At 72.1% G+C, this 14216-nt stretch carries 12 protein-coding genes and 1 tRNA gene; 11 read left to right on the top strand and 2 right to left on the bottom strand.

Features of this window, described 5'->3' with window-relative positions:
- The first annotated feature begins 166 nt into the window (after nucleotides 1–166).
- The 9 genes from ACH4RC_RS04465 to ACH4RC_RS04505 all read left to right on the top strand — a co-directional run bounded on the left by ACH4RC_RS04465 (nucleotide 167) and on the right by ACH4RC_RS04505 (nucleotide 10074).
- Entirely contained in the window at nucleotides 167–1162 is a 996-nt protein-coding gene (locus ACH4RC_RS04465; RefSeq protein WP_398194956.1) for an ABC transporter substrate-binding protein, read from the top strand.
- Nucleotides 1162–1920 (top strand): ABC transporter permease, encoded by a 759-nt coding sequence (locus ACH4RC_RS04470; protein WP_398195712.1) that lies wholly within the window; start codon nucleotides 1162–1164, stop codon nucleotides 1918–1920. Before ACH4RC_RS04465 ends, ACH4RC_RS04470 begins: the two co-directional genes overlap by 1 nt.
- Nucleotides 1917–2726: an ABC transporter permease gene (locus ACH4RC_RS04475; RefSeq protein ID WP_398194959.1), complete on the top strand. Its 810-nt coding sequence runs from the start codon at nucleotides 1917–1919 to the stop codon at nucleotides 2724–2726. The genes ACH4RC_RS04470 and ACH4RC_RS04475 overlap by 4 nt, the downstream gene beginning before the upstream one ends.
- The gene (locus ACH4RC_RS04480; protein ID WP_398194962.1) at nucleotides 2719–3501 is read left to right on the top strand and encodes an ABC transporter ATP-binding protein; all 783 of its coding nucleotides are present in this window, start codon (nucleotides 2719–2721) and stop codon (nucleotides 3499–3501) included. The genes ACH4RC_RS04475 and ACH4RC_RS04480 overlap by 8 nt, the downstream gene beginning before the upstream one ends.
- Before the next feature lie 115 nt (nucleotides 3502–3616).
- Nucleotides 3617–5371, top strand: a complete 1755-nt coding sequence (locus tag ACH4RC_RS04485; RefSeq protein WP_398194964.1) for a sensor histidine kinase — start codon at nucleotides 3617–3619, stop codon at nucleotides 5369–5371.
- Nucleotides 5368–6006: a LuxR C-terminal-related transcriptional regulator gene (locus ACH4RC_RS04490; RefSeq protein WP_398195714.1), complete on the top strand. Its 639-nt coding sequence runs from the start codon at nucleotides 5368–5370 to the stop codon at nucleotides 6004–6006. Before ACH4RC_RS04485 ends, ACH4RC_RS04490 begins: the two co-directional genes overlap by 4 nt.
- 383 nt (nucleotides 6007–6389) lie before the next feature.
- On the top strand, nucleotides 6390–7577 hold the full coding sequence (locus ACH4RC_RS04495; RefSeq protein ID WP_398194967.1) for a thiolase family protein: 1188 nt from the start codon (nucleotides 6390–6392) through the stop codon (nucleotides 7575–7577).
- Between the two features lie 163 nt (nucleotides 7578–7740).
- On the top strand, nucleotides 7741–9258 hold the full coding sequence (locus ACH4RC_RS04500; RefSeq protein ID WP_398194968.1) for a long-chain fatty acid--CoA ligase: 1518 nt from the start codon (nucleotides 7741–7743) through the stop codon (nucleotides 9256–9258).
- Between the two features lie 33 nt (nucleotides 9259–9291).
- A complete protein-coding gene (locus ACH4RC_RS04505; protein WP_398194971.1) occupies nucleotides 9292–10074 on the top strand; it encodes a sulfite exporter TauE/SafE family protein in 783 nt (260 codons plus the stop codon).
- Between the two features lie 10 nt (nucleotides 10075–10084).
- On the opposite strand, the gene ACH4RC_RS04510 is transcribed toward ACH4RC_RS04505, so the two are convergent.
- Both ACH4RC_RS04510 and ACH4RC_RS04515 read right to left on the bottom strand, forming a co-directional pair.
- Nucleotides 10085–12151: an MDR family MFS transporter gene (locus ACH4RC_RS04510; RefSeq protein WP_398194973.1), complete on the bottom strand. Its 2067-nt coding sequence runs from the start codon at nucleotides 12149–12151 to the stop codon at nucleotides 10085–10087.
- 135 nt (nucleotides 12152–12286) lie between these two features.
- A complete protein-coding gene (locus tag ACH4RC_RS04515) occupies nucleotides 12287–12784 on the bottom strand; it encodes a DUF309 domain-containing protein (RefSeq protein ID WP_398194976.1) in 498 nt (165 codons plus the stop codon).
- Nucleotides 12785–12904: 120 nt separating this feature from the next.
- On the opposite strand from ACH4RC_RS04515, the gene ACH4RC_RS04520 reads away from it, so the two are divergent.
- Together ACH4RC_RS04520 and ACH4RC_RS04525 are read left to right on the top strand one after the other, a co-directional pair.
- Nucleotides 12905–12978, top strand: a tRNA-Pro gene (locus ACH4RC_RS04520).
- Between the two features lie 318 nt (nucleotides 12979–13296).
- Complete coding sequence (locus ACH4RC_RS04525) at nucleotides 13297–14187, top strand: aminoglycoside phosphotransferase family protein (RefSeq protein ID WP_398194979.1); 891 nt, start codon at nucleotides 13297–13299, stop codon at nucleotides 14185–14187.
- The last annotated feature ends 29 nt before the right edge of the window (nucleotides 14188–14216 follow it).

Consider the following 14216-nt stretch of genomic DNA (forward strand, 5'->3'; position numbering starts at 1 on the left):
TCGTGGAGGCGGGCGCAGTGCGTGACGCCACGGCGCAAGAGTCCTGAGCCGACGCGTCCCGCATCCTGTGCGTGCGCTGTGAAACACGTCGACTCCCTTGCCTGCCACCGGCATTGACCCCTTAGGGTGCGGGCTCTATGTTCCCGCTGAGTCCCAGGGGGGATCCATGTCTCGCACCCGTCGCACGCGTCGCACCTTCACCGCGCTCACCGCCGCGGCCCTGCTCACGGCCGCGGCGGCCTGCGGTTCCGACTCCGACTCCGGTTCCAGCGGTTCGCGCTCGCCCACGAACGCCGCGGGGGAGACGACGGTGAAGCTCGGCGTCATCCCGATCCTCGATGTCGCACCGGTCTACCTGGGCCAGAAGAAGGGCTTCTACAAGAAGCACAAGCTCCGGCTCGCCCTGTCCACGGCGCAGGGCGGCGCGGCGATCGTGCCCGCCGTCGTCAGCGGGCAGACCCAGTTCGGCTTCTCCAACGTCATGTCGTTGATGATCGCCCAGTCCAACGGCGTCCCCGTCGAGGGCGTCGTCAACGGCGTCAACTCCACGGGCGAGCCGGGCGCCGACTTCGGCGCCGTCGTCGTCAAGAAGGGCAGTCCGCTCAAGACCGCCAAGGACCTCGAGGGCAAGACGGTCGCCGTCAACACACTCAAGAACATCAACGACACCACCGTCCGCGAGTCCGTCCGCAAGGCCGGCGGCGACCCCTCCAAGGTCGAATTCGTCGAGATGGCCTTCGACCAGATGCCCGCCGCCCTCACCGGCGACCAGGTGGACGCGGCACAGGTCGTCGAGCCCGCCCTCGCCACCGTCAAGGCGGAGGGCGGCCGCGTCATCGCCTCCAACTTCACCGACACCGCCCCCGACCTCACCGTGGCGATGTACTTCACCTCGACCACCTACGCCAAGAACCACGCGGACATCGTCGAACGGTTCACGGCCGCGACCAAGGAGTCCCTCGCCTACGCGGACAAGCACCCCGACGAGATCCGTGACATCCTCACCACTTACACCAAGATCCCCGCCTCGCTCCGGAGCGAACTGATCCTGCCGCGCTGGCCCGGGACCGCCAACCGCGCCTCGATCGAGAAACTCGCCGAACTCGGGGAGCAGGACGGCCAGTTCAGGACAGCACCGGACCTGAACGCACTCCTTCCGTGATCCTCGGCGCCCTGGGACTGCTCGCGTGCGCGGCACTGTGGGAGACGGTGGCGCGCACCGGTCTCGTCGACGACGCCTACTTCCCGCCCTTCACCACCACCATGAAAGCCCTCGGCGACGAACTCACCGACCCGGCCTTCTGGACGGCCCTCGGCGACACCCTCACCGGATGGGCGGTCGGCCTCGCCGTGGCAGCGTGCGCCGGGATCGTCGCCGGAGTGGTCATCGCGACGGTCCCGTACCTCCGCGCGTTCACGGCCTCCACCATCGAGTTCCTGCGACCGATCCCGTCCGTCGCCCTCATCCCGCTGGCCGTCCTCCTCTACGGCACGGAGCTGCGCTCGGTCCTGCTCCTCGTCATCTACGCCTCGTTCTGGCAGGTCCTCGTCCAGGTCCTGTACGGCGTCCGCGACGTCGACCCGGTCGCCGACGACACCGCCCGCGCCTTCGGCCTCGGCGCCTGGGCCCGCGTCCGGCACGTCGTGTGGCCGACCGCCCTGCCGTACGTGATGACCGGCGTCCGGCTCGCCGCCGCCGTCGCCCTCATCCTCACCATCACCGCCGAACTCGTCATCGGGGCGCCCGGCCTCGGCACGCGCATCGCCGTCGCGCAGACCTCGCAGGCGGTGCCAGAGATGTACGCGCTGATCGTGGTCACCGGATGCCTGGGCGTACTGATCAACACGGGAGCGCGGCTGGTGGAGCGACGCGCCCTGGCCTGGCATCAGTCGGTACGGGGGGAGGCGGCCCCCGCATGATCACGAGAACGGTGGTCATGAGAGCGGTGCGCACGGTCGTCTTCACCCTCGCCCTGCCCTGCCTCCTCGTCGCCGTCTGGTGGGTGGCCTCCGACTCCAGCACCAGCGTCTACGCGCCGCCGCTGCGCACGATCCTGTCCCGCTTCGACGACGTGTGGACGGCGGACCGCATCCGTGGCGACGTCGTCCCCAGCCTGCTGCGGCTCGCGGCCGGATATGCCTCGGCGGCGGTCGCGGGCGTCGTCCTCGGCGTCGGCATCGGCCTCTCCCGCACGGCCCGCGCCGTGTGCGAGCCGGCCCTGGAGTTCCTGCGCGCCGTGCCCCCGCCGGTCCTCGTCCCCGTCATCATGCTCTTCGCGGGCATCGGCGACACGATGAAGATCGCCGTGATCGCCTCCGGCTGCGTCTGGCCGGTCCTGCTCAACACGGTCGCCGGGGTGCGGGCGGTCGACCCGGTCGCCACGGAGACGGCCCGCGCGTACGGGGTGAGGGGCGCGGCCTGGCTGCGCTCCCTGGTCCTCCCCTCGGCGAGCCCGCAGATCTTCACCGGCCTGCGCCAGGCCCTCTCCATCGGCGTCATCCTCATGGTCATCAGCGAGATGTTCGCCGCGAGCAACGGCCTCGGCTACGCCGTCGTCCAGTTCCAGCGCGGCTTCGCCATCCCGGAGATGTGGACCGGCATCCTCGTCCTCGGCCTCCTCGGCGTCGTCCTCGCGCTCCTGTTCACCCTCGTGGAGCGGCGGGCGCTCGCCTGGTACCACCGTTCGCGGGGCGCACGACGGAAAGCGGGGAGCGGCGGTGCTTGAGGTCAAGGGCTTGCGGAAGGTCTACGAGGGTTCTGGCCACCGGAGCGTGGAGGCGCTGCGGGACCTGACGTTCCGGGTGGCGGAGGGCGAGCTGGTCTGCGTCGTCGGCCCGTCCGGCTGCGGCAAGACGACCCTGCTCAAGTGCGTCGCGGGCCTGCTCCGCCCGACGGACGGCACGGTGACGCTCGACGGCTCTTCGGTGACGGGCCCGCGCCCCGGCCTCGCCGTCGTCTTCCAGGAGTACGGGCGGAGTCTGTTCCCGTGGATGCGGGTCGCGGACAACGTCGAGCTGCCGCTGCGCCGCTCTCTCCCGCGCACGGCCCGGCGCGCACGGGTCGCCGACGCCCTGAACGCGGTCGGCCTCGGCGATGTCGGCCGCGCCTACCCGTGGGAGCTCTCCGGCGGCATGCAGCAGCGCGTCGCCATCGCGCGGGCGCTCGCCTACGAGCCCGAGGTACTGCTGATGGACGAGCCGTTCGCGGCGGTGGACGCGCAGACGCGGGCGGAACTGGAAGACCTGGTGCGGGGGTTGTGGCGGGCGCGGGGGATGACGGTGCTCTTCGTGACGCACGACATCGACGAGGCGGTGTATCTGGGGGAGCGGGTACTGGTGCTGAGTTCCTCGCCGACTGTGGTGCGGGAGGAGGTGGCGGTGGACCTGCCGGTGGAGCGGGACCAGTTGGTGACGCGGGCGGACGAGAGGTTCGTGGGGCTGCGGAGCCGGGTGCTCGGACTGATCCGGGAGGGGAGCCAGGTGGACAAGAGGCCCGGGTAGTGGCGCTCGACGACGCTACGCATGCCCAGCCGGCCCCCCGGCCCCGCACTCTGCGTGTTCTCCACCCTGCGAACGCGTTGCGCCCTGTGCACCCGAATGGCTTACCGTGTGGCGCGTGGACAGTCAGGGGAAGCGGGCGGTTCGGCTGCGCCTGACCGGGGCCGCCGGGGTCGCCGTCATGTCGGGTGCGGCGGGGTCGTGGGCGTACGCGCGGGCGGGCGCGTCCGCGGGGGATCTGGTGCGGGACCTCGCGGTGGGCTGGGCGTACGTGGTCGCCGGGATGATGGCCTGGCGGCGCAGGCCGGCCAACAACACCGGGCGGCTCATGGTGTTCGAGGGCATCACCTGGTTCTTCGGAAACCTGCAAGGAACCGCCGTGCCCGTCCTGTTCACGTTCGGCGCGTGGTGGGAAGCGCTGAACATGGCGGTGCTGCTGCACCTCGTCCTCTCCTTCCCGGAAGGGCGGCTCACCACCGTCCTCACCCGCCGCCTGGTCCAGTGCGCGTACGGGCTCGTCGCCGTCGGCGGCCTGCTGCGCACGCTCCTGTTCGACCCGGCGGCCGACACCGGGGCCACGTACCTGGACTGCCGTTCCTGCGGGCCGAACCTGATCCACGTACCGTCGTGGCACGGCGCGTTCGACGCCTTCGACGCCGTTTACCACGCGGCCGGGTGGGCGATCTCGGTGGTCGCCGCCGTCGCGATCGTGCTGCGGTGGCGGCACGCGTCCGCCGCGCGCAGGCGGGCGCTGCTGCCCGCGTGGATCGGCATCGGGATCGCCGTCGTGTTCCTGATGTGGGACATGCTGTTCTACGTCGTGCCGTGGTTCGGCGAGGTCGGCTCCGTCGCCGAGCAGGCCGTCTACCTGCTCTCCGACCTTGCCCAGGTCGCCGTCCCGTTCGCCTTCCTCGCCGGGCTGCTGCGGATGCACCTGCAGCGGGCCGAGGTCAGCGGGCTCGTCATCGACGTCGGCACCGATCCCGATCCCGCCAGGGTGCGCGAGGCGCTCGTACGCGTACTCGGCGATCCGACGCTGCGGCTCGGACTGTGGCGCGAGGAGAGGCGAGCGTACGTCGACGGGGTCGGCGGGGAAGTCGGCCCCGAGGGGCCCGGGCGTACCCGGGTCCGCGCCGCCGACGGGCGGCCGCTCGCGCTGCTGCATCACGATCCGGCCCTGCAAGAAGACCCGGAGCTGCTCGAATCCGTCGCCGCCGCGCTGCGGCTCGCCCTGGAGAACGTCTGGCTGCGCACCCGCGCCAAGGACGTCGCCAGCCGCATCGTGCAGGCCGCCGACGCCGAGCGCGGCCGGCTCGAACGGAACCTGCACGACGGGGCGCAGGCCCGCCTCGTCTTCGCCCTGATGTCGGTGCGGCGCGTGCGGCGCGGGCTGGCGGACCACCCGGACGAGGCGCTGCGCACGGCCGCCGATGAGGCCGAGTCGAGTCTGCGTCTGGCCATCGAGGAGTTGCGTGGCATCGCCCAGGGCATCCATCCGGCCGTGCTCACGCGCGAGGGGCTCGGGCCCGCGCTCTCCGCGCTCGCGAAGGAGGCGGCGCTGCCGGTGGTCGTCGCCGCCGAGCCGCGCCGGTACGACGCCCTCGTCGAGACCACCGCCTACTTCACCGTCTGCGAGGCGCTGTCGAACGCGGCGAAGCACGCGGGGGCCCGCGCCGTCAGCGTCTCCGCCCGTCACCAGGACGGGCGGCTCGTCATCGAGACCGTCGACGACGGTGTCGGCGGGGTCGACACCACCCGCGGCACGGGGCTTCGCGGCCTCGCCGACCGGCTCGCCGCTGTCGACGGCGTGCTGCACATACACAGTCCCGCGGGTGGCGGGACCCGGATCAGGGCGGAGCTTCCGTGCGGGTGATCGTGGCCGAGGACTCGGCGCTCCTGCGGCAGGGGATCGTGCGGCTCCTCACCGACGAGGGGATCGAGGTCGCCGCCGAGTGCGCGGACACCGGGCCGCTGCTCGCGCTCGTCGCCGTGTACGAACCGGACGCCGTGCTGCTCGACATCCGGATGCCGCCCACGCACACCGACGAGGGACTGGTCGCGGCCGCCGCGATCCGCGCCGCCCATCCGGGCACCGGGGTGCTGCTCCTGTCCCAGTACGTGGAGACGACGGCCACGGTGCGGGCGCTCGCCGAGCGGCCCGAGGGGTTCGGCTATCTGCTCAAGGAGCGCGTCGCCGACGTCGACGAGCTGCACAACGCGCTGAAGCGGGTGGCGGCGGGGGAGACCGTGCTCGATCCGCTGGTGGTGGCCCGGCTGATGAACGCGCCGCGCGCGGAGGGGCCCCTGGACGAGCTGACCGGACGTGAGCGTGACGTCCTGACCCTGATGGCGGAGGGCCGCTCGAACGAGGCGATCGCGCAGCAGCTGGTCATCGGCGGCAAGACCGTCGAGACGCACGTCCGCAACATCTTCGGCAAGCTGGGCCTGGAACCCGACCTGCTCGAACACCGTCGCGTCATGGCGGTGCTCGCCTATCTGCGCGGCTGAGCCCCGGACGCTCGCGCGTCTACACGTATCTGCACGTGTCTACACGTATCTGCGCGGCTGAGCCCCCCAGCTCAGCCGCGTACAGACACGTGCGTGGTTCCGGCTGTCCGCTCCGGAGACGACGTCGTCCCCCGTTTTCCCCCGTGGTCCCCCGTCGTCGTCCGCGGAGCGGTGCCGGACCACCAATGTAGGCGGGGCCCATGGCCGGTACATCAGGGTCAGCCCTGAGATCCGGAACCGGGCCCATCTTTTTGATCGCGCCATGTCCCCATTTGATCACCAGGTGATCGTGCGGGTTCCTCTTCACAGCTGCCTCGTGCCGGGTCTATAGTCAAAAACTAGCAGTGCTAATTAACCGCTGGCCCTGGCCCTTGGAGCTGACCGTGCGTTCCGTCCACTTCGCCGCCGCCCGCCGCACCCCGATCGGGAAACTGCGCGGTGCGCTCTCCACGATCCGGCCCGACGACCTCGCGGCCTCGGTGGTGCGCGGCGTGCTCGCGGACGTGCCCGGACTCGACCCCGCCCGTATCGACGACATCTACTGGGGCGCCGCCAACCAGGCGGGCGAGGACAACCGGAACGTCGCCCGCATGGCCGCCCTCCTCGCGGGCCTCCCGGAGTCCGTGCCCGGCGCGACCGTGAACCGGCTCTGCGCCTCCGGCATGGAGGCCGTCACCACGGCGGCCCGCACCATCGCCGCCGGTGAGGCCGACATCGTCCTCGCGGGCGGCTCCGAGTCCATGAGCCGCGCCCCCTTCGTGCTGCCCCGCCCGGACGAGGCGCTGCCGCACCAGATGCAGACGCACGACACACGCCTGGGCTGGCGCCTGGTCAACCCGGCGATGAAGGACCTGCACGGCGTCCTCGCGATGGGCGAGACGGCGGAGGAGGTCGCCGGCCGGTACGGGATCTCGCGCGAGCGGCAGGACGCCTTCGCGCTCCGCAGCCACCAGCGGGCCGCCGCCGCCCGCAAGGACGGCCTCTTCGACGCCGAGATCCTCCCCGTCACCCGGCCGGACGGCGTCGTCGTCGACGCCGACGAGTGCATCCGCCCCGACACCTCCCTGGAGAAGCTCGGCACCCTCAAGCCCGTCTTCCGCAAGGGCGGCTCGGTCACCGCGGGCAACGCCTCACCGATGAACGACGGCGCGGCCGGTCTTCTCCTCGTCAGCGAGGAAGCCCTCGACGACCTGGGCCTCGAATCCCTCGGCCGCTACGTCGCGGGCGCCTCCGCCGGCGTCCACCCCGACGTCATGGGCATCGGCCCGGTCCCGGCCACCCAGAAGGCGCTCGGCCGCGTCGGCTGGTCCATCGGCGACATCGAGGAGGCCGAGTTCAACGAGGCGTTCGCCGCGCAGGCCCTCGCCTGCGTCGACGGCCTCGGCATCGACCCCGGCCTCGTCAACCCCTCCGGCGGCGCCATCGCCCTCGGCCACCCCCTCGGCTGCTCCGGCGCCCGCATCCTCACCACCCTCCTGCACCGCCTGCGCCGCACCGGCGCCGCCCGCGGCCTCGCCACCATGTGCGTCGGCGTCGGCCAGGGCAGCGCGGTCCTCGTCGAGCGCGGTTGAACTCACCCGCCCGCAAGCCTGACCCACCCTCAAGCCTGAGGGGAGTCACGAAGAAATGGGCGGGTCGACCGGCCGCACCCGCTGGGGCGCGCCGCGAGTCGACCCACCGCGACCTGGTTCAGCGCCGCACCAGCAGTCAGCACCGAACGGAGCACCACCCACCATGGCAACCCTCTCCCTCGCCGCGATCCTCGCCGAGTCCGCCCGCCGCCGCCCCGACAAGGTCGGCCTCGTGGAGGGCGAACAGCGCTTCACCTTCGCGGAGCTGTGGCTCCAGGCCCGCAAGCAGGCCGCCGCACTGACCGGGCTCGGCGTCCGGCCGGGGGACCGGGTCGCCCTGATGGCGCCGAACACGGCCGAGTTCCCGCGCGCCTACTACGCGGCGCTCGCGGCGGGCGCGGTCGTCGTCCCCGTACACCTGCTCCTGTCGGCGCGGGAGGTGGAGCACGTCCTCAAGGACAGTGGGGCGACGCTGCTGCTGTGCCACCCGGCGCAGGCCGCCGTCGGCGCGGCCGCCGCGGAGGCGACGGGCGTACGCATGGTGCAGCTCACCGCGGTCGGCGAACTGGAGCGACTGACCGCCGCCGCCGAGCCGTTGGCGTCGTACGTCACCCGCGAGGCCGACGACCCGGCCGTCATCTTCTACACCAGCGGCACCACCGGCGTCCCCAAGGGCGCCGAGCTGAGCCACCTCAACCTGGTGATGAACGCGACGGTCAGTGCCTTCGACGCCAACGACGTGCGCGCGGACGACGTCGCCCTCGGCGCGCTGCCGCTCTTCCACGCCTTCGGCCAGACCGTCTCCCTGAACGCGACCTGGCGCGCGGGCGCCACCCTCGTCCTCCTGCCGCGCTTCCACGCGGACCGCGCGATCGACCTCATGGTCACCGAGAACGTCAACACCTTCCACGGCGTCCCGACGATGTACGTGAACCTCCTCGCGGCGGCGCCGGACGCGGAGAAGCTGCCGCAGCTCAAGATCTGCATATCGGGCGGCGCCTCCCTCCCCGTGGCTGTTCTGGAGGGCTTCGAGAAGGCGTTCGGCGCGACCGTCCACGAGGGCTACGGCCTCTCCGAGACGTCCCCGGCCGCCGCCGCGAACCAGCCGGTCTTCGGCGCCCGCCCCGGCACCATCGGACAGCCGCTGTGGGGCGTCGACGTGGAGATCGCGCGGGCGGAGGTCGAGGACCGCGTCGAGCTGCTCCCGACCGACGAGCTCGGCGAGGTCGTCGTCCGCGGCCACTGCGTCTTCACCGGCTACCTGGGCCGCCCCGAGGCGACCGCCGAGGCCCTGGTCGACGGCTGGTTCCGCACCGGCGACCTCGGCACCAAGGACGCCGACGGCTACCTGCGCATCGTCGACCGCAAGAAGGACATCATCATCCGCGGCGGCTACAACGTGTACCCGCGCGAGGTCGAGGAGGTCCTGATGCGCCACCCGGGCGTCGGCAACGCCGCCGTCATCGGGCTCCCCGACGACGTGCACGGCGAGGAGGTGTGCGCCGTGATCGTCCCGAAGCCGGGCGCCGCCCTCGACGCGGCGGAGGTCACCGCCTGGTCCAAGGAGCACCTCGGCAAGCACAAGTACCCGCGCCGCGTCGAGCTCACGGACCAGCTGCCGCTCGGCCCCAGCATGAAGATCCTCAAGCGCGAGCTGCGGGCGACGTACGCGGGCCGCTAGACCCCGGGTCGGTGGGGCTACCATCGACCCGCCATGCACGACATATTCGGGATCACCGCCTGGGGGTTCGCAGCCCTGGCCGCCGCGGCGCTGCTCGTCGGCTTCTCCAAGACCGCCGTCAGCGGCGCCAACACGGTCAGCCTCGCCGTCTTCGCGGCGATCCTGCCCGCCCGCGCCTCCACCGGCGTCCTCCTGCCGATCCTGATCTTCGGCGACGTGCTCGCCGTCCTCACCTACCGGCGCCACGCCCACTGGCCGACGCTGTGGCGGCTGTTCCCGGCCGTCGCCGGGGGAGTGGTGCTCGGCACGGCCTTCCTCGCGTTCGCCGACGACGGGGCCGTGCGTACGTCCATCGGCGCGATCCTGCTCCTGATGGCAGGTGTCACCCTGTGGCGGCGCCGCAAGGCAAACGCCCCCACGGCCCCCCAGGTCCCCGAGGCCGAGCAGGCGGCCACCCGCGCGGCCCGCGTGAAGGCGGGCTCGTACGGTGTGCTCGGCGGCCTCACCACGATGGTCGCCAACGCGGGCGGCCCCGTCATGTCGATGTATCTGCTCTCGGCGGGCTTCCGGAAGCTGGGCTTTCTCGCCACCTCCGCCTGGTTCTTCCTCATCGTGAACTCCGCGAAGGTGCCGTTCAGTGTCGGCCTCGGGCTCATCGACGGGCGCTCGCTGCTGCTCGACGCGGCGCTCGTCGCGTTCGTCGTGCCTGGCGCACTGCTGGGCAAGTGGGCCGTGAACCGCATCGACCAGATCCTGTTCGAGCGGCTGGTCATCGCGGCGACGGTCGTCGGCGGCCTCCAGCTCCTCCTGCGCTAGCCGGTCCGGCTCATGTCGGACTGAGCGTGCGGTCGGAGCCCGGCTGGTTCGGAAGCCCCTGTTGCAGGTCCTCCGCGAGCAGCCGCTTCGCGATCGTGTCGACCGCCGCCCGCAGCTCGTCGTCCGCGGGCCGGCCCAGGTCCGCCTCGACCCGGTCGGCCAGCCACTCGCCCCACGCGCGATTGATGACGTCCGTCTCGCGGCGCCCCGCCGCCGTGTGCGAGAAGTACACGCCGGTACGGGACAGATACCCCTCGTCGACCATGCGCTGGAAGACGGGCACCAGGACCTCCGGCGGCAGCATGCGGCGCGCCGAGATCATGCCCAGGCTCGCGTGCCCGACCATCCGCGTGAAGAACTCCACCTGCATCACCGCCCAGGCCCCCGCGATGTCGAGGCGGGTTTCGGACTCCCTGAGAATGCGCCGGGCCGTCTCCAGGTCGGTCGTCTGCACGATGGAGCCGACGGTCCGCTCGAGCAGGTGCGACTTGTCCCCGGTGCTCGGCTGCGCGAAGCCCTCGCCCATGTCCGAAGAACCCATCCGCGCGCTGTCGCGCAACTGCACCTGCTTGAGGAACAGCGCCACCAGGAACCCGATCCCCGCCACCGGCACCGTCCACAGGAACACCGTGTGCAGCGAGTCCGCGTACGCGTCGACGATCGGCAGCCGCGCGGCGTCCGGGAGCGCGTGCAGGCCGCCCGGGTTCTGCGAGGCCTTCGCGAGCGTCGCCGGATCGACCCCGGAACCGGCGCGGGCCGCCTCCGCCACCCCGTCCGACAGGTTCGGCTTGAGCGTGTTGGCGTAGATCGTCCCGAAGACGGCCGTGCCGAAGGAGCTGCCGAGCGTACGGAAGAAGGTGACGCCGGAGGTGGCCGTGCCCAGGTCCGCGTAGTCCACGGTGTTCTGCACGGCGATCGTCAGGACCTGCATGCACAGGCCGATGCCGACACCGAGGACGAACATGTACAGCGACTCCAGCCAGACGCCCGACGACCGCCCCATCAGCGACAGGAGGTACAGGCCGAGCGCCATGACGAGCGAACCGATGATCGGGAAGAGCCGGTACTTGCCCGTCTTGCTGACCACGTTGCCGGAGAAGATGGACGCGATCAGCAGGCCGATCACCATGGGCAGCGTCCGCACCCCGGAGATCGTGGCCGAGTCACCGTCCACGTACTGCAGGTACGTCGGCAGGAACGTCATCGCGCCCAGCATCGCGAAGCCCACGACGAAGCTGAGGATCGAGCAGACCGTGAAGACGGGGTTGGCGAACAGGCGCATCGGCAGCATCGGCTCCGCCGCCCGCGTCTCCACCCAGCAGAACAGGCCGAGCGCGACGATGCCGCCCGCGAACAGCCCGATGATCGTCGCGGAGCCCCACGCGTACTCGTTGCCGCCCCAGCTCGTCGCGAGGATCAGCGCGCTCGCGCCGATCGCGACGAGCGCGATGCCCAGGTAGTCGATGGCCGGCCGGGTCGCCGACTTCACCACCGGGATCGTGCGGGCCGCCGCGATCACCACGACGATCGCGATCGGTACGTTGACGTAGAACGCCCAGCGCCAGGTCAGATGGTCCGTGAACAGTCCGCCGAGCAGCGGACCGATCACCGTCGCCACCCCGAAGACGGCCCCGATCGCACCCTGGTACTTGCCGCGCTCCCGCAGCGGGATGACGTCCGCGATCAGCGCCATCGACGTCACCATGAGGCCGCCCGCGCCGATCCCCTGCATCGCCCGCCACGCGATGAGCAGCGTCATGTTGCCCGCGAGGCCGCACAGGAACGAGCCCGTGATGAAGACGACGGCCGAGACCTGGAAGACCACCTTGCGCCCGAACAGGTCACCGAACTTGCCGACGAGCACCGTGGCGACCGTCTCCGCAAGGAGGTACGCCGTGACCACCCACGACATGTGTGCCGCGCCGCCCAGGTCCGAGACGATCGTGGGCAGGGCGGTGCCGACGATGGTCTGGTCCAGGGCGGCGAGGAGCATGCCGAGCACGATCGTGGCGAAGACGATGTTGCGGCGGCGCTTGTCCAGGTAGGGCGGGGCCTGGGGTTCTGGGGTGGTCGTCACCTATGCAGGGTCCGTCGGGGCGGGGCTGTGCGCATGTCCGTTGCGGCCGGATTGGTGACGCCCTGGCGCCGTCGGAGTGCTTCTCCGGTGGCGGGTGCCGCTCGTTTGTGGCTGGTCGCGCAGTTCCCCGCGCCCCTAGGCGGTTCCCCTCAGCCGGGGCGAGCAGCTTGCCGCGTCCACGGGGGTGGCATCCCGGTCCACCCGCGCTGCCAGCCGCCTGGCCCACTGCGCCACCGACACCGCGTTCAAGCCGCCCGGCGCCTCGCCGTCCCAGGCCGCCAGAGCCTCCGCGCCCCTGCGGAGCAGGCGTGCTCCGCCCCTCGCGTTGCCCCGGGCCGCGTGGGTGAGGCCCACCGCCACCTGGGCCATGGCCCGCCACAGGGCGCGCTCGGAGTCCGGGCCGGACTTCCAGGCGTCCTCGAAGACCTCGTGGGCGTGGAACGGGCGGCCCGCGTCGAGCAGGGCCTGCGCCTCCGTCACGGTCTCGGCCGGGGTGCGCACGACACCCTCCGGCTGGCGGCCGACGCCGGGGGTGCCGTAGGGGAGGGGGCGGCCGAGGCCGTCGCGGGGGCGGGCGTTGCGGGCCCGGCCCTCCTCGTCCCGGTCCCGGTCACCGCTCTGCGAAGTGCTCATGGGCCGATTCTCGCGCACGTCGCACGGCGCCCGCGCAATCGGTTTCAAACCACCCGTGAGCTTGGGGTATTGTTCTGTCTGTCGCCGCCGGACGGGACTCGACCGGACAGCAGCCGACATCGGGACGTGGCGCAGCTTGGTAGCGCACTTGACTGGGGGTCAAGGGGTCGCAGGTTCAAATCCTGTCGTCCCGACTTGAAAGAGTCGCAGGTTGTGGGGCCGGTACGGAGAAATCCGCACCGGCCCCACAGTCGTGTCCGGGGTCCTGCGGCGCAGGGTGCGCCGCCCGCCACGCCGCCATCGACACGTGCCACCCGCCCCCCCGGCAACGCGGGCAGCAGCGCGGCCGGTTCGCGGTGTTCGGACTCCAGGGCCGCGATGTACTCCGCGTACTCCGGGTCCGCGCTCACGACCCGGAGCAGGCCGTTCTGCTCGATCAAAAAAAGGGGGGTGACACCCCGGCCGGTCCGGGTAGGCTCGCGCGGCCGTCACCACCTCCGCGGAAGGGCACCATGCGCGTACCCAAGCTCCACCCCGACGAGGCCGACATCGACGAAGCGCTCGTACGGGGCCTGGTCGACGAGCAGTTCCCCCGGTGGGCCGGGCTGCCGCTGCGCCACGTCGCCTCGCACGGCACCTCCAACGTCCTGTACCGGCTCGGGGACGAGTACGTCGTGCGGCTGCCGCGCGTCAGCGGATCCGTGTCCGACCTCGCGGGGCAGCGGCGCTGGCTGCCGTTCCTCGCCGCACGGCTGCCGGTCGCCGTGCCCGAGCCCGTCGCCGAGGGGCGGCCGGGGCGCGGGTTCCCGTATCCGTGGGCGGTGCACCGGTGGCTGCCCGGCGCGATCCCCGAGGTGGGGAGCCTGGCGAAGCCGGAGGCGCTGGCCGAGGACCTGGCCGCGTTCGTGTCCGCGCTGCGCCGCGTCGACACCGCCGGTGCGCCCGCCGCCTACCGGGGGCGCCGCCCGCTCGCCGAGCGGGACGGCGACACCCGCGACGTGCTCCGACGACTGGCCGGCGCCATCGACAGCGCGGCCGCGCTCGCCGTCTGGGACGCCGCCGTGCGCACCCCGCGCGGCACGCGCCCCGACGTGTGGCTGCACGCCGATCTCCAGCCCGGGAACCTCCTCGTCGACGACGGGCGGCTCACCGCCGTCATCGACTTCGAGTGCATGGGCTCCGGTGACCCCGCCGTCGACCTCATCGTGGCCTGGTACGTGCTCGACGGCGCGGCGCGCCGCGTCTTCCGGGAGGCGGCCGGGCTCGACGCGGACACCTGGGCGCGCGGCCGGGGCTGGGCCCTGAGTATCGCCGCGCACGAACTCGCGTACTACCGGGGCTCGAACCCGTTCATGGCGCGGACCGCCGAACGCGTCATCGGCGAGACGCTGCGGCCCGACTAGATCGACTCAACCGACGCAGCCGGTTGGAC

The sequence above is a fragment of the Streptomyces sp. NPDC016845 genome, assembly GCF_044332585.1.
GTDB lineage: Bacteria > Actinomycetota > Actinomycetes > Streptomycetales > Streptomycetaceae > Streptomyces.

Coding starts and splice junctions, on each gene's coding strand:
- ACH4RC_RS04515 (WP_398194976.1), bottom strand. CDS start 12,784: ATGAGCACTTCGCAGAGCGGTGACCGGGACCGGGACGAGGAGGGCCGG.
- ACH4RC_RS04505 (WP_398194971.1), top strand. CDS start 9,292: ATGCACGACATATTCGGGATCACCGCCTGGGGGTTCGCAGCCCTGGCC.
- ACH4RC_RS04525 (WP_398194979.1), top strand. CDS start 13,297: ATGCGCGTACCCAAGCTCCACCCCGACGAGGCCGACATCGACGAAGCG.
- ACH4RC_RS04500 (WP_398194968.1), top strand. CDS start 7,741: ATGGCAACCCTCTCCCTCGCCGCGATCCTCGCCGAGTCCGCCCGCCGC.
- ACH4RC_RS04465 (WP_398194956.1), top strand. CDS start 167: ATGTCTCGCACCCGTCGCACGCGTCGCACCTTCACCGCGCTCACCGCC.
- ACH4RC_RS04475 (WP_398194959.1), top strand. CDS start 1,917: ATGATCACGAGAACGGTGGTCATGAGAGCGGTGCGCACGGTCGTCTTC.